The sequence below is a fragment of the Stenotrophomonas sp. PS02298 genome, assembly GCF_029959445.1.
Lineage (GTDB): Bacteria > Pseudomonadota > Gammaproteobacteria > Xanthomonadales > Xanthomonadaceae > Stenotrophomonas.
Map to the genome: position 1 here is coordinate 1 of NZ_JASCOR010000074.1, position 21,769 is coordinate 21,769.

Consider the following 21,769-nt stretch of genomic DNA (forward strand, 5'->3'; position numbering starts at 1 on the left):
GGCCCGGCCCGCACAGCGGCCGGGCCCGGCTTGCGCTACCACGACCAACGGCAGGTGTACCGACCTGCGGCTTGGCTAGACTGCGTTCAATCCTTGCTGCCCGCGCCACGCCATGTCTTTGCCGCCAACCACGCATCGGATCGATGCCGCGCAGGGCCCAACCCGACGCCGGGTGTTCAGTGGCGAGCGCCTGGCTGCGCGGGTCAGTTGGTATGCACCGGGTGAGCGCATGCACCGACACGTGCACGATTGTCACCAGCTCTCCCTGTTGCTGCTCGGTACCTTGATGGAGCAGACCGGGCAGGGCGAGGAACGGCTGGCCGTGCCAGCACTGGGCGTGAAGCAGGCAGGCGTTGCCCATGCCAATGACTACGGGCCGAGCGGAGCGCTGATGCTGGGTATCGACCTGCCGGCATCATTCGACCTGCAGGACAAGCTCGGTATCGGCCGCGCCTGGCAATGGCGCGGGCATGCGCTGCAGCCGCTGCTGCAGGGACGGGGACTGTTGTCGGCCTTGTTCGCAGGCGAGCTGGTCGCTGCCGATGTTGATGCCCGGCTCTGGGAATTGCTGGCTGGCATGGCCGCCCCGGACGAGCGCCCCAGCGGCACACCGCCGCGTTGGTTGGCGTTGTGCTGCCAGCGTCTGCAGGATGAGAACGTGCCGCTGGCCGATCTGGCTGATGAGCTTGGCGTGCATCCGGTGTACGTCGCCCGTGCCTTCACGCGTTGGATGGGCTGCGCGCCGTCGGTGTTCCGCGCACGCGCGCAGTTGCAGCGCGCCCTGCCGCTGTTGGCCAACGGGCAGGCCCTGGTTGATGTGGCGCAGCAGGCCGGTTTTGCCGACCAATCCCATTTCAGCCGGATTGCCCGCACGCACAGCGGGCTGACCCCGGCGCGCCTGCGCGCGCTGTTGCAGGCGTGAGCAGGTTCAATCCGTTCAAGACCCTGGGCGTCGCCCTGGCGCATCGTGGCGCTTGTCAGCCACGGAGCCGAACCATGCATCTGCGCAACATCCTGTCCCTGCTATTGCTGGTGCCCGCCTGGCTGGGGGGCGTGACAACGGCTGTGGCGGCCTCGTCGCAACAAGCAGCGCGGGAGATGGCGGCATTCCTGGATGGCATTCCGGGGCTGGGGCCGGGCTACGCGGTGGTGATCGTCGACCGTGACCAGCAATTGCTGGGCTATACCCGCGGCCTGCGCAATGCGAACAGCCAGGCGCCGCTGACCATGCACACGCCGATGTACATCGCGTCGCAGACCAAGTCCTACATGGGATTGCTGGCGCAGGTGCTGGATCAGCAGCGCGTGCTGCGCCTGGACAGTACCCTGGCTGATCACTGGCCGCAGCTGCGCCTGCCTGATGGCGTCGATCCTGCCGCATGGACCTTGGCGGACCTGCTCAACCACCGTGTGCCCTTGAGCGCGGATGCGATCACCACGCTGGAGGCGTACATCGGCAGTCCCGATCCGGCCCTGTATCCGCAGCTGCTGCAGCAGTTCGCGAGCAAGCGTGCTGATGGATTCGACTACGACAACCTCGGCTACAACATCTACGCAGCGATCCTGTGGCAACACACGGGCCGCTCGTGGCAGGACTGGTTGCAGCAAACCCTGTTCAGGCCGTTGCAGCTGCACGAAACCGCAACGAATACCGCCAGCTTCGATCCGGCGCTGCTGGCCTTCAATCACCAGTGGCTGGGGGCCGAACAGGGCTGGCGGTTGGTGCCCCCCAAGCCTGATGCCTTGATGCACTCGGCTGGCGGCATGATGACGTCGCCGCGCGACATGGGCCGTTGGTTGCGCTTGCAGTTGGGTGCAACCTTGTCTCCTCAATTCGATGCGCGTTTGCTGGATGCTGCCCACCGCATCGGTGTGCAGGTCGATCCCAAGGCCCGCAACGCCTATGAGCTGCCCTGCAATGGCTACGCGTTTGGTTGGAACGTGTGTGATTTCGAGGGCCACACCCTGTACATCCACGGCGGCAGCTATACCGGTGCACGCAGCATGATGGCGTTCTCGCCGGATCTGGGCGTTGGCATAGGCGTGTTTTCCAACTCAGACAACGCCACTGGCTGGCTGACGTCGCGCACCGTGGTGCAGTTCTTCCAGTATCTGGTGGACCATCCGGAAGCTGCGTCATGGGCGCAGATCCGGCGCAAGGCCTATCCGCAGCGCGTGACCGAACAGTTGGCCGGGATGCGTGCGCGGCAGGCAAAGCAGCATGACGATCCACAGTGGCAGGGATGGCAATGGAAGCCGGAGTCGAATGCTGCCTATGCAGGAGCGTTCCGCGGAGAAGTGTTGCCGGTTGCCGCGCAGGTGACGGACGGTGCCGAGGGGCTGCGGCTTCGGATTGGTGCGCTCAACCGCAGGTTGATGCCTGCTGCGACGGATCTGTTCGCTGCCCAGGATGGGCCCTTGGATGTGCTGGAGCCGCTGCAGTTCCAGCGCGGTGCACAAGGTGAACTGCTGGGGTTTGAGTTTGACGGGCAACGCTATGTACGGGCCGAGCCCAAGTAATTACGTACAGCGGCGTTGACAGCTTTTTGTAGGAGCGGCGTAAGCCGCGAAGCTGGCATTGCCGCAGTTGCAGATATCTGTGCCATCTGGAGATCTATCTGCTTCGCGGCTTACGCCGCTCCTACAAGGAGAAAATGCTGGTCGCTTGGTGCTGCTGTCCAATGCAAAAGCCCGGCATCTCGCCGGGCTTTTGCTTGCTGCAAGCGACTGCTGCGGCTTACTTGAAATCCAGGGTCTTCTCGAAGGACTTCAACTCATGCCGCGCCATCGCGAGGTTTGCATGGCCGCGGTCGAGCACGACATACAGGAACAGGTCCTTGTTGCCGTCCAGTGGGCGGATCAGGTGGTACTGCTTGGACAAGGTGAGCAGGATGTCTTCCACCACCTCGTTCAAGCCCAGCGAACTGGCCACGCGGCGCTTGGCGCGCACGACGTCGGCATTGCCGGCGGCGGCAACTTCCATGTTGATGGCGCCGCCACCCAGCGTACCCAGCGTCATGCCGCTGTCGCTGTCCACCAATGCGGCGCCGATGAAGCCCGCGATTTCGCTCAAAGCATCAAGTTTTACGTTTGCAGCCATTTCTCATCCAATGAAGTAAGGGGTACTACAAAAGCAAAGCCCGCGCAGGTCCGTGCCGGGCGAGCGGGCGCGCAGCATAGCGAATACCGTTGGACGCATGCGAGTTGGCCAGTCATGTGGAGTGCAACGGTGCGTTTTATGCTTGGCTTGCCGCCGGCTCGACGAGCGCAGGAAAAGGCAGCGGAACCCGTGTTTGGGGAAAGCCGTACCGGCTTGCAATGGCTGGCCACGGTGCTGCCTGCGCTCGATTCAGCACTGAATGGGAGCCGGAATTCCGGTGCAATGCCGGCGATGAAGCCGTCACGGCCAGTTTACAGCCGGGCCGAAGAATGGCGGGCACAGGGTGAGTGTCCAGCGCTGACAGGCGGGGCGCTCGCTCTCCGTCATCGACTATTCCAAGCAGCGGGAGCGCACATCATGGGCAAGCCGGCAGTGGTTCTGGTGCATGGTTTCTGGGGCGGAGCGGCGCATTGGGCGCGGGTGATACTGGTGCTGCGGGGCCTGGGCTACCAGGACATCCGTGCGGTTGAAAACCCACTTACCTCCTTGGCCGATGATGCCGAGCGCACCCGCAAGATGGTGACGCAGATCGACGGCCCGGTGGTGCTGGTGGGGCATTCCTACGGCGGTGCGGTGATCACCCAGGCCGGTAACCTGCCCAACGTGAAGGCCTTGGTGTTCATTGCCGCGTTTGCTCCTGATGCCGGCGAGAGCCCCGGCGGCATCACCCAGCAGCATCTTCCGGTCGCAGCACCGAATCTGGCGCCAGACAGCGACGGCTACCTGTGGCTCAAGCCGGATAAATTCCATGAGAGCTTCTGCCAGGACCTGCCCGAGGAGGAGGGCTTTGTCATGGGCGTGACGCAGAAGGCGCCGTTGGCTGGCACCTTCGGTGAAAACATCAGCGACCCGGCCTGGAAGTACAAGCCAAGCTGGTACCAGATATCCAGCCAGGACCGGATGATCGCGCCGGAAAACCAGAAAGCCATGTCCGCCCGTCTCAACGCCCGCAAGGTGATGACGCTGGATGCGGGACATGCATCGTTGGCATCGCATCCGGCGGAAGTCGCAGCCCTGATCGACGAGGCTGCGACGGCCATCACTGGCTGAAAGCGCCGCGCATCATCCGCCGCGTTGCCCAGTGCGGCAGCGCGGCGGTTCGCATATGCGCTCAGCGGAAGAACTGGCTCGGCGTCAGGCCGAAACGGCGCTTGAACATGGTGGCGAATGCGCTGGGGCTCTCATAGCCCAGCGCCAATGCAACGTCGATGACTTTTTCGCCAATCGCCAAACGTTCCAGGGCACGCAGCAGGCGTGCCTGCTGGCGCCATTGGCCGAAGGTCATGCCCAGTTCGCGTGCGCACAGGCGCTGGATGGTTTTGACGTCCACCTGCAGGCGCGTCGCCCACTCCTGCAGGGTGGAGGCATCGTCCGGGTGGCGCTGCAGCTGCCTGCCGATCTGGCGCAGCCGCGGATCGCGCGGCTCGGGCAGGTGTAGCGGCAGTACCGGCAGGGTCTGCACTTCGTCCAGGATCAATCGCATCAGCCGGCCATCACGCGAGTTCTCGGCATAGCGCGCCGGTATTTCGATCGCGGCGTGGATCAGCGATGCCAGCAATGGCGTGATGGACACCGCGGAGGGTGTCTCCGGCGCGTGTGGCATTGCTTCCGGGGTGATGTACAGGCTGCGCATCTGCACCAGGCCGATGCAGTGCACCTGGTGGCCGATGCCGGCCGGCATCCAGATCGCCCGCGTGCTGGGTACCACCCAGCGGCCCATGCCTGCATTGACCACCAATACCCCGGTTTCCGCGTAGACCAGCTGGTGCCGATCCGGATGGTGGTGCAGCGGAATCACGGTGGCGCTGGGGTAGTCCCGCGCCTTGCAGTACACCACGGTTTCCGGCCCGGCCGGGAGTGGCTGGCGACGGCCTTTTCGGGCATCTGGAATGTCCTTTTCAAAAGGATGCATGACCATATCGCGCAGGATGGACGTTGATCGCGACTCTACCATGCGCGTCCGCCCCCATCCCGCGGTTACGCCATGTCATCTCCTGCTTCAACGGTTGCAGCTCCCGTCCCACAACGTCGCCCGGTCGCGGTAGGCGTGCTCGCTGCGATCAGCAGTTCGCACCTGGTCAACGACATGATGCAGTCGTTGATCCTGGCGCTGTATCCGATCTTCAAGGGTCAGTTCCATCTGAGTTTCGCCCAGGTGGGGTTGATCACGCTGACCTACCAGCTCACTGCGTCCTTGTTCCAGCCCTTGATCGGCCTGCGCACCGACAAGCGGCCGGCGCCGTATTCGTTGCCGATGGGCATGCTGTCCACCTTGTGTGGCCTGTTGCTGTTGGCGTTCGCGCCGAACTTCGTGACGGTGCTGGTGGCCGCGATGCTGGTCGGCGTCGGCTCGGCGATCTTCCATCCGGAATCCTCGCGCATCGCGCGGCTGGCATCCGGCGGCCGCCATGGCCTGTCGCAATCGGTGTTCCAGTTGGGCGGCAACGCCGGTACCGCGGTGGGCCCGCTGCTGGCTGCAGCGGTGATCGTGCCGAATGGGCAGCGCAGCGTGGCCTGGTTCGCCTGCGCGGCGCTGTTAGGCATTGGCTTGCTGACCTACGTCAGCCGCTGGTACCAGCAGCACCTGCTGGCCGTGGCTGCACAGCCCAAGGCAGCAACCAAGCCGGCCAATCTGTTGCCGCCAAAAACCGTGGCCTGGGTGATAGGCATCCTGCTGGTGCTGATCTTCAGCAAGTACTTCTACATCGCTGGTCTGAGCAGCTACTACACGTTCTATCTGATCCAGAAATTCCATGTGTCGGTGCAGAGCGCGCAGCTGCATCTGTTCGGTTTCCTTGCAGCGTCGGCGGCCGGCACCCTGATTGGCGGGCCGCTGGGTGACCGTATCGGTCGTAAGCCGGTGATCTGGGCCTCGATTTTGGGCGTGGCACCGTTCGCACTGATCCTGCCGTACGCGGACCTGCAGTGGACCATGATCCTGACGATGGTCATCGGCTTCGTGTTGTCCTCGGCGTTCTCGGCAATCCTGGTGTACGCGCAGGAACTGATGCCCAACCGCATCGGCACGGTTTCCGGCCTGTTCTTTGGCTTCGCCTTCGGCATGGGTGGCCTGGGTGCGGCGGTACTGGGCGTGCTGGCGGACCACACCAGCATCCTCTGGGTTTACAAAGTGATCTCGTTCCTGCCTTTGCTGGGCATCGTCGCAGCCTTCCTGCCAAACCCGCGCGCGCACTGAGGCCAAGTGTTCAGAGACCGTCGCCCGGGCAAGCGGAGCGAATCCGAAAGTCTGCAATGCTGCAGACAGTGCAGGGCGTCAACCAGGCAAATCCTGTACTGATGCGGACGCGGCGGCACTGGCGCTGGGCTGCGCGTCGGCGCCTCCGCCCAGCACCTTGTACAGCGCGACCCGGTTGTTGGCTTCGGCCAGCTGCAGGGTGATCTGTGCCTGCAGTGCAGCGTACAACGAACGTTGTGCGTCCAAGGCTTCCAGATAGCCATCCACCCCGGCGCGGTAGCGGGTATCGGCGAGGGTGTAGCCGCGTTGGTTGGCGTCGACCAACGCGTGCTGCGCATCAAGCTGCTCATCAAGGTTGGCGCGGGCAACCAGTGCATCGGCGACTTCGGCGAACGCGCTCTGGATGCTCTTTTCGTAGCGGGCAACCTCGATATGCTTGCCCAGTGTGGCGACGTCCAGCTCGGCTTTCAGCGCGCCTGCGTGGAAGATCGGGATGCTGATGCTCGGAACGAATGACCAGGTACGTTGGCCGCCGCTGAACAGCGAGGACAGTGCGTCGCTGCTGCGGCCGGTGCTTGCAGTGAGCGAGATGCTCGGGAAGAACGCAGCACGCGCAGCGCCGATGTTGGCATTGGCAGCCTTCAGTGCATGCTCGGCCGCGAGCACATCGGGCCGTTCCAGCAGTACCCGTGAATCGAGGTCCGGGGGAATCGGCGCCAACGCCACGGCACTGCCCAGTTCAGCACTGGAAGGCAGCAGCGTGTCCTGCACGTGCGTGCCGGCCAACAGCTCCAGTGCGTTGCGATCTTGAGCCAGTTGCGCGGTGTAGCTGGCTACGTCGGCCCGCGCGCTTTGCACGCTGGCGTCCACCTGGGCCAGGTCCAGGCCGGAGGCGATGCCCTGCGCATGCCGCTGTTGGCTCAGTGCCAGAGTCTGCTGTTGGTTGTGAAGGGTCTGCGTGGCCAGTTCCAGCCGTTGCTGGTCGGCGCAGAGCGTCAGCCACGCCGTCGCCACTTCGGCGACCAGCGACAAGCGGGTGCCGCGCTGGGTTTCAGTGGTGGCCAACCAGGTCTCCAGGGCCTGGTCGTTGAGGCTGCGGATGCGACCGAACAGATCCAGTTCCCAACTGGCGATGCCGACCTCGGCGCTGGCACCCCGGCTGACGCCGGCCTCCCCGGAGGTATCGCTGCCGCGACTGCGCGACTGCGACGCGGACGCGTCAATCGCGGGCAGCGACGAAGCCCGTTGGATGCGGAACTGGGCGCGCTGTGATTCGATGTTGAGCAGGGCGATGCGCAGGTCGCGGTTGTTCTCCAGAGCCAGTGCGATCACCTGTTGCAGGCGGGGGTCCAGGAAAACCTGCCGCCACTGCAGTTCGGCCACTGCGCGGGCATCGTCCCCGGTGGTGGGAGGCGGCACCGGAAGGGTGCCGCTCACCGGTGTTGGTGGTCGCACGTAATGCGGCGCCATGCTGGTGCAGCCGGATAGTGCAAGCAGACAGGCGGCAAACAATACGGAGCTGCGCGGGGCAGGCACGGGGCGGATCCGGGTCACGACGGGTTCTCCACTTCGGTCGTCGTTGCGCGCGTTTTGCGCGGCGAGAGGCTACGCACGATCACGTAGAACAGCGGGACGAAGAAGATGCCCAGCGCGGTGGAGGCTAGCGTGCCGCCGAATACGCCGGTACCCAGCGAGTGGCGGCCGGCCGACCCCGCGCCACTGCTGATCACCAGCGGTAGTACGCCGAGCAGGAACGCCAGCGAGGTCATCAGGATTGGTCGCAGGCGCATGCGCGCGGCATGTACCACTGCCTGCAGGAGTGATTGGCCCTGTTCTTCCAGCTCCTTGGCGAACTCAACGATGAGGATGCCGTTCTTCGCGGCCAGACCGACGGTGGTCAACAGGCCGACCTGGAAGTACACGTCATTCTCCAGCCCGCGCAGGCTGGTGAGCAGCAGGGCGCCAACCACGCCGATGGGCACGGCCAGCATCACCGACAGCGGCACCGACCAGCTTTCATACAGGGCGGCCAGGCACAGGAACACGAACAGCAGCGAGACCGCGTACAGCAACGGGGCCTGATTGCCGGCCAGGCGTTCCTGGTAGGACATGCCCGACCAGGAAAAACCCATTCCCGCAGGCAGCTCCGCCGCCAGCCGCTCCATGGTGTCCATGGCTGTGCCTGAACTGGTACCGGCGTTGGCCTCACCACTTATTTCCATCGAACCGCTGCCGTTGAAACGGGTCAGCGTGGCCGGGGCGAAGTCCCATGAAGATGTGGAGAAGGCAGAGAACGCCACCATCTGGCCGTCGCTGTTGCGTACCGACCAGCGGCCGATGTCGGCGGGCAGCATCCGCGCCGCGGCCTCGCCTTGCACGTAGACTTTCTTCACCCTGCCGCGATTGATGAAGTCGTTGACGTAGGTGCCGCCCAATGCCGTGGAGAGCGTGTTGTTGATGTCGCTGGTGGCCAGGTCCAGCGCGCCTGCCTTGGCGTCGTCGATCTCCACCTTGAAGCTCGGGGCATCATCGACGGCGGTGTAGCGCACCTTGGCCAAGGACGATTCCTGCGCGGCACCCTGCAGCAACTGCTCGCGGGCAGCGAGCAACGCCTCATGGCCGGCGCCGCCCAGGTCCTGTAGCTGGAAAGTGAAACCACCGGTCTGACCCATGCCGGGGATGCCGGAGGGCGTCACCGCGAAGATCTGTGCATCTGGGATGCGGGACATGGCTTGGGTTATGCGCACGCCAACCTGCTGGGCGCTGGCATCGCGCAGTGACCAATCCTTCAGGCGGATGTAGGCCTGCGCGGAGTTCTGCGCACTGTTGCCGCCGCCACCGCCGGAGCCGGCGTTGGCCATGATGGTGGACACTTCCGGCTGCTCCAGCGCGTATGCGGTCAGCTGGTCCATCACCGCCTGGGTGCGCTGCATGGTGGTGCCTGATGGCAGCTTGACCTGCACGATCAGCGTGCCTTGGTCCTCGGCGGGCAGGAACGAGGTAGGCAGGCGCCAGAACAATACCGCCATCAGCAGCACCAGTGCGGCATAGCAGGCCAGCCCCAGTTAGCGTCGGTCGAGCAGGCGCTGCACGCCGTGCTGGTAGCGCTCGGCGCTGGCATCGAAGCGGCGGTTGAAGCCGGCGAAGAAGCGGCCCAGGCGCCCGCGATGCACGGCATGCCCGTCCGGACCGGGAGCGACCAGCAGGCTGGCGCACATCGCTGGCGTCAAGGTCATGGCCACCAGCACGGAGAGGATCATCGCCGAGGCAATGGTCACCGAGAACTGGCGATAGATCATGCCGGTGGAGCCGCCAAAGAACGCCATCGGCAGGAACACTGCGGTCAGCACCAGCGCGATGCCGACCAGCGCGCCGGTGATCTGCTGCATCGACTTGCGGGTGGCCTCGCGCGCGGACAGGTGCTCGCTGACCATCACCCGCTCGACGTTCTCCACCACCACGATCGCATCGTCCACCAGCAGGCCGATGGCCAGCACCATCGCGAACATGGTCAGGGTGTTGATCGAGTAACCCAGCAGGGACAGCACGCCGAAGGTGCCCATCAACACCACCGGCACCGCCACCGCGGGGATCAGCGTCGCTCGCCAGCTCTGCAGGAACAGGTACATGATCAGCACCACCAGTACGATCGCCTCGATCAGGGTCTTGACGACCTCCTCGATGGAAATGCGCACGAATGGGGTAGTGTCCATCGCCACCTGGTACTGCAGGCCGGCTGGGAAGAATGGCTGGAGCTGCTGCAGGCGAGCCTGCACTGCGTCGGCCACCTGCAGTGCATTCGCACCGCTGGCCAGCTCGATGCCCATGCCAGCGGCTGGCTTGCCGTTGAAGGTGGACATGACGTTGTAGCTCTCGCCGCCGAGTTCGACCGTGGCCACGTCTGACAGATGGACCAGCGCACCGCTGGGATCAGACTTGACCACCACTTTGCGGAACTGCTCCTGCGTCTGCAGGCGGCTGCGAGCGGTCACGGTGACATTCAGCCCTTGGTCGTCCACCGCTGGCAGCGCACCGAGCTGACCGGAGGATACGTCGGCATTCTGTGCGCTGATCGCCGTGCTGATGTCCGAAGGCATCAGCGAATACGTGCGCAGCTTTTCCGGGTCCAGCCATATCCGCATCGCATACTGCGCGCCCATCACCTGCACGTTGCCCACGCCTGAGACGCGGCTGATCGGGTCCTGCACCGACGAGGCCATGTAGTCGGCGATGTCGTTCTTCTGCATCGAGCCATCGGCCGAGCTGAAGGCCACCACCATGAAGATGTTGCCGGAAGACTTGGTGACGGTGACGCCGGTGTTCTTGACCGCATCGGGTAGCTTGGATTCGGCCTGCTGCAGCTTGTTCTGCACCTGCATCTGCGCGGTGTCGGCATTGGTGCCGGACTCGAAGGTCAAGGTGATCTGCGCACCGCCCGACGAACTGCTGCTCGAGGACATGTACATCAGGTTGTCCAGCCCGGTCATCTGTTGCTCGATGACCTGGGTGACGGCATTTTCCACCGTCTGTGCCGAGGCGCCGGTGTAGTTGGCGCGGATAGACACCGACGGTGGGGCGATGTCCAGGTACTGTTCCAGCGGCAGCGAGAACACCGCCAGCGTGCCGGCCAGGGTGATGACGATGGCGATGACCCAGGCAAAAATCGGCCGGTCGATGAAGAAACGTGCCACGGCTGCTCCTTACTTGGCGGCGGGAATGGAGGTGGCGGGTTGTGCGGCTGCACCAGTGGCCGCCTGCACCTTGACCGTTTGTCCGCCGCCGGCCTTGCTGCCGTTGGCTACGATCAGCTGCTGTCCGGCTTTCAGGCCCGCGCTGACCATCCATTGGTTGCCAATGGCGTCGCCCAACGTCACAACCTGCTCGACCACCTTGCCGTCGACGTCCACCAGCTTGACGGTGGCTTCGCCCTTCGTGTTGCGGGTGACTGTGCTCTGCGGCACGAGGATGGCGTTGTCGTTGATGGCCATGGGCAATACCGCGCGCACGTACATGCCGGGCAACAGCAGGCCGTCTGGATTTGGCAGCACGGCGCGCAGGGTGACATTGCCTGTGCCGGTGTCCACTGCGGTACCCACGAACTCCAAGGTGCCGGTGTGCGCATAGGTACTGCCGTCCTCCAGGGTGACGCTGACCTCGGCCTTGCCGTCCACTGATTGCAGTGCGCCGGAAGCCAACTGCTTGCGCAATGCCAGCAGTTGGGCGCTGGTCTGGCTCACATCCACGTAGATTGGATCCATCTGCTGGATGGTGGTGAGGGCGGCAGTCTGGCCAGCGGTAACCAGAGCGCCGGGGGTGTAGGTGGAGGTCGAGATGCGGCCGCTGATCGGTGCGGCGATGCGGGTGTAGTCCAGGTTTATGCGCGCGCTCTGGACCGCGGCACGGGCGGCCACCACTGCAGCCTCGGCCTGGCGCAGCGCGGCCAGCGCATCGTCGCCGTCCTGCCGGCTGACCGCATCGACCTTGACCAGGCTTTCGTATCGGCTGGCCTTGGGGCGGGCCGAGATCACCGCTGCCTCGGCCTGCGCCAGGTTGCCGCGCGCATTGTCGTATACGGCCTGGTAACTGGCCGGATCAACCTGGTAGAGCACTTGGCCTGCCTTGACCTGTTCGCCCTCGGTGAACAGCCGCCTCTGGATGATGCCGCCCACCTGCGGGCGTACTTCCGAAGTCATGAACGCAACCGTCCGGCCCGGCAATGTCTGCTCCATGGCTACTCGCTGGGTGGTGATCGGCTGCACTGTGACAACCACCTCCTTGGCTGGTGCATCCTGCCTGGACGAACAGGCGGCGAGCACGCAGCAGGCCAGCAGGACAAGGACAGCGCGGGATGTGGCTGCAACGGGCATGGGGCGGCACTCGGTGATTTCCAGGTGACGCCAGCGTGCGCGGCAAATGTGCAGCAAATATGGAGATTGCAGGCATGGGCTTGCATCGCGGTGGCTGCGCGCCGCTAATGGGGCAACCCCGTCATCCCGCGTTCTCGCCCAATCACCATGAAACCCGGAATCGCCGCCAAGATCTTCTGCGCCATGTTATTGATGTGCGCGGTCACCTTGTTGGTCAACGGTGTGGCCGGCAAGTGGGTGTTCGAGAGAGGCTTCCTCGGCTATCTCAATGGCCAGGGCATCGGCCGCATGGAGCTGTTGCTGCCACGGCTGCAGGCCGAATACGCCGAACACGGCAATTGGGAATTCGTGCGCGGCCAGCGCAAGGTCTGGCTGCGCTTGATCCGCCCCCACATCGGTGATCCGATTGCCAGCGAAGCCTTGCTGAGCGCGCCGCCGTTGTCGGACCAGACCGGCGCAGCGGCCCGTTTCGCGCTGCTGGATGCGCAGCACCGACGGGTGATCGGCAACGCCGACGTGGACGAAGGTGCGATCACCCGCCCTATCGTGGTGGAAGGGCGGACCGTGGGCTGGCTGGCCATGGTGCCGTTCCAGAAGATATTGGAGCGCAACGAGCAGCGTTTCATGGAGGCGCAGGTGCGGCGTTGGTGGGCGATCAGCATTGTTTCGGTGCTGGTAGCCGGGACATTGGCGTGGCTGTTGACCCGTCCCCTGCGCAGGCGCATCCAGGGCATGGGTGCTGCGACGCACCGGCTTGCCAGCGGTGATTACGCCACACGCATCGTGCCCGGCGCTGACGACGAACTGGGCCGACTTGCACAGGATTTCAACCGCATGGCCGGGACGCTGGAACACAGCGAGCGTAACCGGCGCGAGTTCATGGCCGACATCTCGCATGAGCTGCGCACGCCGCTGTCGGTATTGCGCGCGGAACTGGAAGCCATCCAGGACGGCATCCGACCGATGAGCGCGGCGACATTGGCACCGTTGCAGGGCGAGGTGCGGCAACTGGGCAAGCTTATCGACGACCTGCACGAACTTGCGTTGACCCAGTCCGGCGAACTGGCCTACGAGCGCCTGCCGTTGGACCTGGACGCGGTGCTGCGGGCGACGGTGGACGGCATGCGTGCGCGGGCCAGCGATGCAGGACTGGCGCTGGTGGTGTCTTCGGCGCCAGGCCCGATGCCGGTGCTGGGCGATGAGCGACGGCTGCAGCAACTGTTCGCCAACCTGCTGGAGAACGCATTGCGCTACACCGAGCGCGGCGGCAGCGTGGCGGTGCATGCCCAGCACGATGAGCGGCAGGTGCGGGTGACCGTCGAGGACAGTGCTCCAGGCGTGGAGGAGGACAAGCGCGGGCGTCTGTTCGAGCGGTTCTACCGGGTGGACGCCTCACGCAACCGGGCCAGCGGTGGCAGCGGCCTGGGCCTGGCGATCTGCCGCAACATCGTGCTGGCCCACGGTGGAGCCATCCATGCGGAGGCATCCACGCTGGGCGGGTTGGCCATCGTGGTCGAGCTGCCACTGCACGCATGAACACGACGGCCGGAACTTCCACTGAAGTACTTATCGTCGAGGACGAACCGCGACTGGCCGCGGTGCTGCGTGATTACCTGCATGCAGCCGGGTATCGCAGCGACTGGGTGGCTGATGGTGACCTGGCGATGGCTGCGTTCCGTGCGCGTCGACCCGATCTGGTGTTGTTGGACCTGATGCTGCCAGGCCACGACGGTGTGACGCTGTGCCGCGCTATCCGCGCCGAAAGCGATGTGCCGGTGATCATGGTGACAGCGCGGGTGGAGGAGATCGATCGTCTGCTCGGGCTGGAGGTCGGGGCTGACGACTACGTGTGCAAACCGTTCAGTCCCAAGGAAGTGGTGGCACGGGTGGGAACGGTGCTGCGCCGTTACCGGCAGGGACCGGTTGAGCCACGGCAGGCAGGCCTGGTCATCGATGAAGACGGCGGCCGCGCGTTCCTGCACGGCCGCGTACTGGACCTGACGGTTGTCGAATTCCGCCTGCTGCGGACCTTGCTGGGCAGTCCGGGCCGGGTGTGGTCGCGCGAGCAACTGCTCAATCATCTCTACAGTGATCACCGGGTGGTGACTGACCGTACCGTGGACAGTCATGTGCGCAATCTTCGCCGTCGTCTACGTGAGGCGGGCATGCAGGGGGACGGGGTGCGCTCTATCTACGGAGCGGGTTACAGCTTCGAGCTGCCGGACAGGGAGTCGGACCCCCGACCCTGATGGGTGCTCCGCTGGTTTGCACGAAGTTGCACGTTTGTGCTTATTTATGCATTATTGTGCCAGCTGTGCTGGAACTGGCTGGGCATCCCGTCCGCCATCGCTCAGTACCGACTTCGCTGCCGACGGAAGCTCTGACCCCATGGATTTCCACAACAATGAGGTGCTGCCGCAGGAGCGCCAGCAACGGATCCAGGCATTGCTGAAGGCCAATGGCCGCGTGGTCGCCAGTGACCTTGCGGTGCGTTTCGGGGTGTCCGAGGACTCCATCCGCCGTGACCTGCGGGATATGGCGAGCAAGGGCATGTGCCGCAAGGTGTACGGCGGCGCCCTGTTGCCCACCGCGCACTTCGATGCATTGTCACAGCGGATGCAGCGCCATGACGGTGAACGCAGCGTGCTGGCGCGCCACGCAGCATCGTTGCTGCAGGCGGGGCAGACGGTGTTGCTGGACGCTGGCTCTACCAATGTCGAGATCGCCAAGGCGCTGCGCGGCGTGCCAATTACGTTGGTTACCAACGCCCCCGCGGTTGCCGCGGTGTTGTGCGATGACCCGGTTGCCGAAGTCGTGGTGATCGGTGGTCGCGTGGACAGGGCAAGTGGTGGTGCCATCGGCGGGAGCGCGCACCGGCAGCTTGCCGATCTGCAGGTGGACGTCTGCATCCCTGGTATCTGTGCGCTGGACCCGGAAACCGGAGTCTGGGGTAACAGTGCTGAAGAGGCGGCGTTCAAGCAGGCGATGATCCAGGCCAGCGGCGTGACGATCATCGTCGCCGGCGCGGGCAAGCTTGGTACGCGTGCCACATACCGTATCGGCACGCTTGCGCAGGTGGACCATCTTGTCGTCGCCGCGGACCTGTCTGCCGAACTCCGCGAGCAGTTCATGGCGGGGCAGATGCAGTTGCATCTGGTGCCGGTCGACGCAGCCTGATCCTTGTTTTCTCGTTGCCGCGAGCGGCTTCGTCCGTCCCTCCTTTTACCGGCGTTTCCATGACCGACCAGCAGATCATCCAGCGCAGCCAGCAGATGGCCACGCGCGCAGCATTCTTCGTCCCCGGTTTTGCGATTGCGTGCTGGGCGCCGCTGGTGCCGTTCGCCAAGGCCCGCGCGGGTCTTGATGACGCATTGCTGGGCGTGCTGCTGCTGTGCCTGGGCTTGGGCTCGCTGTTGTCCATGCCGCTGGCTGGCATGCTGGCGGCGCGTCATGGTTGCCGGACGGTGATGCTGGCGACCGTGCTGATGATGGTATTGATGCTGCCTTTGTTGGCGGTTGCATCCACGCCGGTGAGCATCGGCATCGTGTTGCTGGTGTTCGGCGCAGGCATCGGCGCAATGGATTGCGTGATGAACATGCAGGCCGTGGTGGTGGAGCGTGAATCCGGCCGCGCGATGATGTCTGGCTTCCACGCCTTCTACAGCATCGGCGCGCTGTCCGGTGCGGCCTTGGTGACGTTGCTGCTGTCGATCGGGGGCGGCGCCTTGTTGTCCACGTTGGTGGTGGCCACGGGCGTTGTCGCGATCACGGCACTGTCTGCGCGTTGGTGGCGAAGTGAGCGCGCCGAGCAGGGCGAGGGCAGCCTCGCTTTTCCGCGTGGCGTGGTGATCGTGATTGGTGCGGTGTGCTTCATCAGCTTCCTGGCCGAAGGCTCGATGCTGGATTGGAGTGCGGTGTTCCTGCATGAAGTCCGCGGGGTGGAGCTTGCCCATGCCGGTTGGGGCTTTGTTGCCTTCAATATCGCCATGACCGCCACGCGCCTGTTCGGCGACCGGCTGGTGAACCAGCTTGGGCCGAGCATGGCGGTGTTGCTGGGTGGTTTGCTTGCGTGTGGCGGGTTTGTACTGGCCACGCTGGTGCCGAGCTTCGGTGTGGCCTTGCTTGGCTACGCGCTGGTCGGCATTGGCTGCGCCAACATCGTGCCGGTGATGTTCAGCCTTGCCGGGCGGCAGACCCGCATGCCGGAGAGTGTGGCCATTCCAGCGGTCACCACGATGGGGTACGCGGGCGTGCTGCTGGGCCCGGCGGCAATCGGCTTCATTGCCCAGCAGTGGTCGCTGCCGGCTGCGTTCCTGATGGCTGCTGCGGCGCTTGCGCTTGTCGCGGTGATTGGTTCGTTGCTGCGGGCGCGTTGAGGGCGGCTATCCCGCTGGCTCGACGGGAGCGGGCGCGCGCTGTTGAGCCCGGCATTGCAGCCTGCCTGCGCAAGCGATGCTCACGCGACGCTTGGTGGTGGCTCGGTCGAAGCATCCATCGCGGCTTTCGGCAGGCTGCGCACATGCACATCCTGCTGTGGGTAGGGAATGTCGATTCCCGATTCCTGCAGTGCCGCGTGGATACGGGTGATCAGCTCGCTGCGGATGTTGAGCCAATGGTCGTAGTCGCGCGTCCACGCACGTACGCTGAAGTCCAGTGAGCTGGCACCAAAGCCAACGAACAAGGCGACGACGGCAGGTTCGGTGGCGACACCGGGTGTCTGCCCGGCGCAGCGGGACAGCAGTCCAAGCACCTGTTGAGGATCGCTGCCGTAGGCAACACCGACATTCACTTCCATGCGCCGGTTGCGGTCGAGCAGCGTCCAGTTGACCAGCGGCTCGGACAGCAAGGGGCCATTGGGCACCACCACGTCGGCGCCATCGAAGGTCTTGATGCGGGTGGAGCGCATGCCGATGTCACGGACGCGGCCGTTGATGGGGCCGACCTCGACCACATCGCCGGGCTGGATCGGTCGCTCGAACATGAGGATCAAGCCGGACACGAAGTTGTTGACCACGTTTTGCAGGCCAAATCCGATACCAACGCCCAGTGCGCCGAACAACAGCGCCAGCTGGCTGCCCTTGAAGCCGGCCGCCGACAGCGCGATCACCACGCCCAGCATCAGTACCGCATACGAGGCCAGCGAGGCGATGCTGTTGCCAATGCCGCGCGACACGCTGGTGCCATGTTGGAGTATGTCCTGCAGCAGCAGGCGGGTAACCCGGGCAGCCCAGAAGGCGATGGTGATTGCGGCGATGAAGGCCAGTACATGGCCGAGCGACAAGCTGAATTCTCCAAAGGAAAATTCATGCGACAGCACCTTGCCGAGGACTGCATAGGTCGGCCGCAGGATGCGGAAGCTGTCCATCGCATAGATGATCCAGCCCACAACAGCAGCAAAAACGCCCACTCGGGCCAGCAGGGAAAGCAATGGCGGCGCGTGATCGCGGGTAAGCCGGTAGCGCGCCAGGCTCGGCCTGCTGAGCAGCAGGTGCAACAAGCTCAGCAATACCGCGATGCCGACATAGAGCAGCAGGCCGAAGTAGGCGCTGTCGATGATCGCGCTGGTCAGCATTTCCGCCAGCGTGCGGTTGCCCAGGATATTGGCAAGCAGGGAGACCGCGAACAGCACCTGCGCGCCCCAGGCCGCTGCACGCAGCAGCTGCCCGGTCCTGCCGGTTGTGCGTGCGTGACCGGCGCGGTAGGCCCGCCATTGCACGAAGCCGGTCAACACCATGGCCACCAGGGTCAGCGCCAGCGTATACACGCGGAAGGCGGTATTGCTCGACAGGAAGAAGAAACCCAGCCCTGCGAGCAGGTACAGCAGTGATGCGACCAGCGGCCAATGCCCAAGCAGGTGCTTGCTCGCGGGCGGCAGCAGGCGCAGTACCGGGACCAAGGCAAACAACATGCCCGCCTGCAGGGTCAGCAATGGCGCATCGGGCTCCAGTACCAGCATGGCGACCGTGGACAGCAGCAACCAGGTTGACCAGGGCCGCGCCAGCACGCGCTGGGTGGCGGCGTCGATGCTGTTGTTGACGTTCGCTCGACGACCATAGCGGCGGGCCCACAACAGCAACGGCAGCAGCAGTACCTGGATTGTGTGGAACAGGATCTGCGTGTGGCGGTGTTCGCTTTGATAGGCGCGGCTGAACTCGAGTTCTATCTGCAGGCCCGAGCTGAGTGCGTCGCTGGCCGCTGCGCGCTGGTCGGGGGAATCCGTATCGATCCGCCAGAGCGGTGGCGAATCCACCTGCAGCAGCTGATGGTCGAGGTAGCTGATGGCATCGGTGACCGCAGCGTGGCCTGATTGCAGCCGCACCTCCATGGCATTGGCGCGCGCGCTGAGTTCCATCTGCCGTGAAAGCGGACCGGCAAGCGCCTGCTCGGCTTCGGTCAGGCGGGTTATCAAGGCATCGATGCGGCTGAGCAGCAGTGGCGGAATGCTGCTCGGCTGCTGCCGTGTTGCTTGCCAGCTGGCACGACGTTGCGCGAGTTCGGCGGCATCCTCGGCATAGGGGGCGGTGGCGATCTGCAGCGCGTCGCGCCAGCGCGTGAACCGCTTGCTGTCGAACTGCCAATGTCGATCGAGGCTTTCAAGGCGCATGATCGGCACCCTGCGCAGTTGGGCAGGGGACAAGGCCTGTCGGCGCAGGTCAACCGAGCGGGTGATGTCCTCGAGCGCGGGTGCCAGCGCGATGATGGGGTCTGGTTGGCCAGCCAGCTCGATGGCAGAGATCGCCAGGCGCTCATCGGTATCAGCGCGGGTCACGATCAGTGCGGTATCGACGGGCTCGGGAGTGCTTGCCGTTGGCGCTGCGGGTGCGGCAGTCGTGTCCGGGTCGAGCGGATGCGTTGCCTGTGCGTGGGCGACATGGCAGCAGACCGAGGCGAAACAGAACACTACTGCGCGCAGCCAAAGCATGGGCGACTCCCGGCAGGTGGATGCTCCGATCCACGTTGCCGGAGTTTGGCACAGCGTGTGTCCGGTGGGCGCTGGCTGGGCCAGCCGGTATTGGGAAACGTGCCTGGTTTTGGCGGCTGGTGGAGGGGCGAGCATGGAGGTGCTCATACCAGGACGCCGATGTTCCGTGGGCTGGGGAGGGGGCGTTGCGACGCCCGCCGCGAGGTTGTTGCGTGACCTTTGGCCTATCCGTCGGTGGCCGTGATCCCCTACGCTCGTCGGTTGTGCCATGCAGTTGCATGGCCTTTTCCCTGTTTGGCCGGAGATGTCCATGTCGTTTTCCAAGCTCGTCCCGTTGTCCCTGACGGTTGCAATCGCTGCCTCGCTCGCCGCCTGTGGCAAGACCGAAGCGCCTGCTGCGCCGGCTACCGAAGCCAAAGTCGCGTTCGACCAGTCACAGCTCAAGACCCAGCTGATCTCGCTCAACGCCGCCGATCTGGATCCGGCCGTGCAGGCGTGCGCCGACCTCAACGGCTTCGTCAACAGCAAGTGGCTCAAGGCCAACCCGGTGCCGGGCGACCAGACCACCTGGGGCAGCTTCGAGATCCTGCGTGAGCGCTCGCTGGAAGTGCAGCACGCGCTGGTCCAGCAGGCGGCCGCTGGCAAGGCCGCAGCAGGTTCCAACGAAGCCAAGATCGGCGACATCTGGAAGACCGGCTCGGACGAGGCGGCCATCGAGGCGGCCGGCATCAAGCCGCTGCAGCCGGAACTGGACAAGATCGCCGCGCTGAACGACAGCGCCGCCATCACCGGCTACCTGCGTGATGCCTATGCGCAGGGCAATGGCTTCCTGTTCTCGCTGTACGCCAGCCCGGACTTCAAGGATTCGGCCAACGTCATCGCCTATGTCGGCCAGGGCGGCCTGGGCTTGCCGGAAAAGGGCTATTACTTCGACGAATCGCAGGCCAAGATCCGCGAGGCCTATGTGGCCTACATCGAGCAGCTGCTGACGTTGTCCGGCGTCGATGCCGCGCAGGCCAAGGAGCAGGCCAAGGCGGTGATGGATTTCGAAACCCGCCTGGCCAAGGCGTCGCTGTCGCGCATCGAGCTGCGTGACCCGTCCAAGCGCTACAACCCGGTCAGTGCCGCCGATGCCGACAAGCAGACCCCGAACTTCAGCTGGACCGCGCTGTTCGACACGCTGCAGGTCCCGGCCAAGGACAAGTTCTCGCTGGCCCAGCCGAGCTTCTTCAACGAACTGAATACCATGTTGGCCGACGTGCCGGCGGCCACCTGGCAGGCCTACCTGCGCTTCCACACCGTGGACAACGCCGCGCCGTACCTGAGCAAGAACTTCGAGCAGGCCAACTTCGACTTCTTCAGCAAGACCCTGCGCGGCCAGCAGGAAATGCAGCCGCGCTGGAAGCGCGTGCTGGATTCGGTGAATGGCTCGATGGGTGAAGCACTGGGCCAGCTGTACGTGGACGCGGTGTTCCCGGCCGAATCCAAGGTGGCCATGCAGCACCTGGTGGAGAACCTGTCCGTCGCGCTGAAGGCGCGTCTGGAAGGCCTGCCGTGGATGGGCGAGGACACCAAGAAGAAGGCGCTGGAGAAGTGGGCCAGCTTCACCCCGAAGATCGGTTACCCGGACAAGTGGCGTGATTTCTCGGGCCTGACCACCAACAGCGACAGCTACCTGGGCAATATGCAGGCGGCGCAGGCGTTCAACTACCGCTACATGCTGGCCAAGATCGGCAAGCCGGTGGACAAGACCGAGTGGGGTATGACCCCGCAGACGGTGAATGCTTATTACAACGCGACCAAGAACGAAATCGTGTTCCCGGCCGCCATCCTGCAGCCGCCGTTCTTCGATGCCAAGGCCGATCCGGCGCTGAACTACGGCGGCATCGGTGCGGTCATCGGTCATGAAATGATGCACGGCTATGACGACTCGGGCAGCCAGTTCGCCGCCAATGGCAATTTCGACAACTGGTGGACCGATGCTGATCGCAGCGCGTTCAACAGCCGCACCGACCAGCTGGTCGCGCAGTTCGACGGTTACCAGTCGCTGCCGGGCGTGAACGTCAAGGGCAAGCTGACCTTGGGCGAGAACATCGGCGACCTCGGCGGCCTGACCGTTGCCTACGACGCGCTGCAGATGGCGCTGAAGGAAGACGCGAAGCTCAATGTGCCGGTCGATGGCTATACCCAGGACCAGCGCTTCTTCATGAACTGGGCCACCGTGTGGCGCCGCAACTTCACCGATGGCGAGCTGCGCGTGCGCCTGAACACCGATCCGCACGCACCGGCCAACTTCCGTGCCAACGGTGCGCCGTCGAACATGCCGTCGTATGCCGCCGCGTTCCAGTGCAAGGCCGGCGATGCGATGGTGCGTGCCGACGACAAGCGGGTTGTGATCTGGTGATGTTTGTTGTTTGAGCACGTTCTGTGAATGAAGAAGGCCCGGCATTGCCGGGCCTTCTTTTTGGCTGATCACATTGGCGGCGGGCTGCCTGCTTTTTGTAGGAGCGGCGTAAGCCGCGAAGCAGATAGATCATCAGATGGCGTATCTGCCAAGAACTCCAGCAATGCCAGCTTCGCGGGGTTCGGCGCGGCGACAAAAGCGCGGCCGACGCGCGGGGGCG

At 64.6% G+C, this 21,769-nt stretch carries 14 protein-coding genes and 1 pseudogene; 9 read left to right on the forward strand and 6 right to left on the reverse strand.

Annotated elements, in window-relative coordinates; translation table 11 throughout:
• Nucleotides 1-112 precede the first annotated feature (112 nt).
• Together QMX78_RS12145 and QMX78_RS12150 are read left to right on the forward strand one after the other, a co-directional pair.
• Nucleotides 113-922 (forward strand): AraC family transcriptional regulator, encoded by an 810-nt coding sequence (locus tag QMX78_RS12145; RefSeq protein ID WP_282269839.1) that lies wholly within the window; start codon nucleotides 113-115, stop codon nucleotides 920-922.
• 74 nt (nucleotides 923-996) lie between these two features.
• A complete protein-coding gene (locus QMX78_RS12150) occupies nucleotides 997-2,520 on the forward strand; it encodes a serine hydrolase domain-containing protein (protein WP_282269840.1) in 1,524 nt (507 codons plus the stop codon).
• A gap of 217 nt (nucleotides 2,521-2,737) precedes the next feature.
• Here QMX78_RS12150 and QMX78_RS12155 read toward each other — a convergent pair whose 3' ends face one another.
• Nucleotides 2,738-3,100, reverse strand: a complete 363-nt coding sequence (locus QMX78_RS12155) for a roadblock/LC7 domain-containing protein (RefSeq protein WP_282269841.1) — start codon at nucleotides 3,098-3,100, stop codon at nucleotides 2,738-2,740.
• Nucleotides 3,101-3,514: 414 nt separating this feature from the next.
• Between QMX78_RS12155 and QMX78_RS12160 the strand changes: the two genes are divergently transcribed.
• Nucleotides 3,515-4,210 carry an alpha/beta hydrolase gene (locus tag QMX78_RS12160; RefSeq protein WP_343239257.1) on the forward strand — a complete coding sequence of 232 codons (696 nt, stop codon included), beginning with the start codon at nucleotides 3,515-3,517 and terminating at the stop codon, nucleotides 4,208-4,210.
• A gap of 61 nt (nucleotides 4,211-4,271) precedes the next feature.
• Here QMX78_RS12160 and QMX78_RS12165 read toward each other — a convergent pair whose 3' ends face one another.
• The gene (locus QMX78_RS12165; protein WP_282269844.1) at nucleotides 4,272-5,072 is read right to left on the reverse strand and encodes a helix-turn-helix transcriptional regulator; all 801 of its coding nucleotides are present in this window, start codon (nucleotides 5,070-5,072) and stop codon (nucleotides 4,272-4,274) included.
• Nucleotides 5,073-5,144: 72 nt separating this feature from the next.
• On the opposite strand from QMX78_RS12165, the gene QMX78_RS12170 reads away from it, so the two are divergent.
• The gene (locus QMX78_RS12170; RefSeq protein WP_282269846.1) at nucleotides 5,145-6,356 is read left to right on the forward strand and encodes an MFS transporter; all 1,212 of its coding nucleotides are present in this window, start codon (nucleotides 5,145-5,147) and stop codon (nucleotides 6,354-6,356) included.
• Nucleotides 6,357-6,434: 78 nt separating this feature from the next.
• Here QMX78_RS12170 and QMX78_RS12175 read toward each other — a convergent pair whose 3' ends face one another.
• The 3 genes and pseudogenes from QMX78_RS12175 to QMX78_RS12185 form a co-directional block, all read right to left on the reverse strand.
• Nucleotides 6,435-7,901: an efflux transporter outer membrane subunit gene (locus QMX78_RS12175; RefSeq protein ID WP_282269861.1), complete on the reverse strand. Its 1,467-nt coding sequence runs from the start codon at nucleotides 7,899-7,901 to the stop codon at nucleotides 6,435-6,437.
• A 5-nt stretch (nucleotides 7,902-7,906) separates the two neighbouring features.
• Nucleotides 7,907-11,047 (reverse strand): annotated as a pseudogene (locus tag QMX78_RS12180) (efflux RND transporter permease subunit).
• A gap of 9 nt (nucleotides 11,048-11,056) precedes the next feature.
• The gene (locus tag QMX78_RS12185) at nucleotides 11,057-12,223 is read right to left on the reverse strand and encodes an efflux RND transporter periplasmic adaptor subunit (RefSeq protein ID WP_282269848.1); all 1,167 of its coding nucleotides are present in this window, start codon (nucleotides 12,221-12,223) and stop codon (nucleotides 11,057-11,059) included.
• Between the two features lie 147 nt (nucleotides 12,224-12,370).
• On the opposite strand from QMX78_RS12185, the gene baeS reads away from it, so the two are divergent.
• The 4 genes from baeS (at nucleotide 12,371) to QMX78_RS12205 (ending at nucleotide 16,599) form a co-directional block, all read left to right on the forward strand.
• A complete protein-coding gene (baeS, locus tag QMX78_RS12190; protein ID WP_282269850.1) occupies nucleotides 12,371-13,759 on the forward strand; it encodes a sensor histidine kinase efflux regulator BaeS in 1,389 nt (462 codons plus the stop codon).
• On the forward strand, nucleotides 13,756-14,472 hold the full coding sequence (locus QMX78_RS12195) for a response regulator (RefSeq protein WP_282269852.1): 717 nt from the start codon (nucleotides 13,756-13,758) through the stop codon (nucleotides 14,470-14,472). Before baeS ends, QMX78_RS12195 begins: the two co-directional genes overlap by 4 nt.
• A gap of 139 nt (nucleotides 14,473-14,611) precedes the next feature.
• The gene (locus QMX78_RS12200; protein WP_282269854.1) at nucleotides 14,612-15,400 is read left to right on the forward strand and encodes a DeoR/GlpR family DNA-binding transcription regulator; all 789 of its coding nucleotides are present in this window, start codon (nucleotides 14,612-14,614) and stop codon (nucleotides 15,398-15,400) included.
• A 59-nt stretch (nucleotides 15,401-15,459) separates the two neighbouring features.
• Nucleotides 15,460-16,599, forward strand: coding sequence for an MFS transporter (locus tag QMX78_RS12205; RefSeq protein WP_282269856.1), 1,140 nt, complete (start codon nucleotides 15,460-15,462; stop codon nucleotides 16,597-16,599).
• An 80-nt stretch (nucleotides 16,600-16,679) separates the two neighbouring features.
• Here the strand turns inward: QMX78_RS12205 and QMX78_RS12210 are convergent, their stop codons facing one another.
• Entirely contained in the window at nucleotides 16,680-19,145 is a 2,466-nt protein-coding gene (locus tag QMX78_RS12210) for a mechanosensitive ion channel domain-containing protein (protein WP_282269858.1), read from the reverse strand.
• Between the two features lie 310 nt (nucleotides 19,146-19,455).
• On the opposite strand from QMX78_RS12210, the gene QMX78_RS12215 reads away from it, so the two are divergent.
• Nucleotides 19,456-21,549: a M13-type metalloendopeptidase gene (locus QMX78_RS12215; RefSeq protein ID WP_282269860.1), complete on the forward strand. Its 2,094-nt coding sequence runs from the start codon at nucleotides 19,456-19,458 to the stop codon at nucleotides 21,547-21,549.
• The last annotated feature ends 220 nt before the right edge of the window (nucleotides 21,550-21,769 follow it).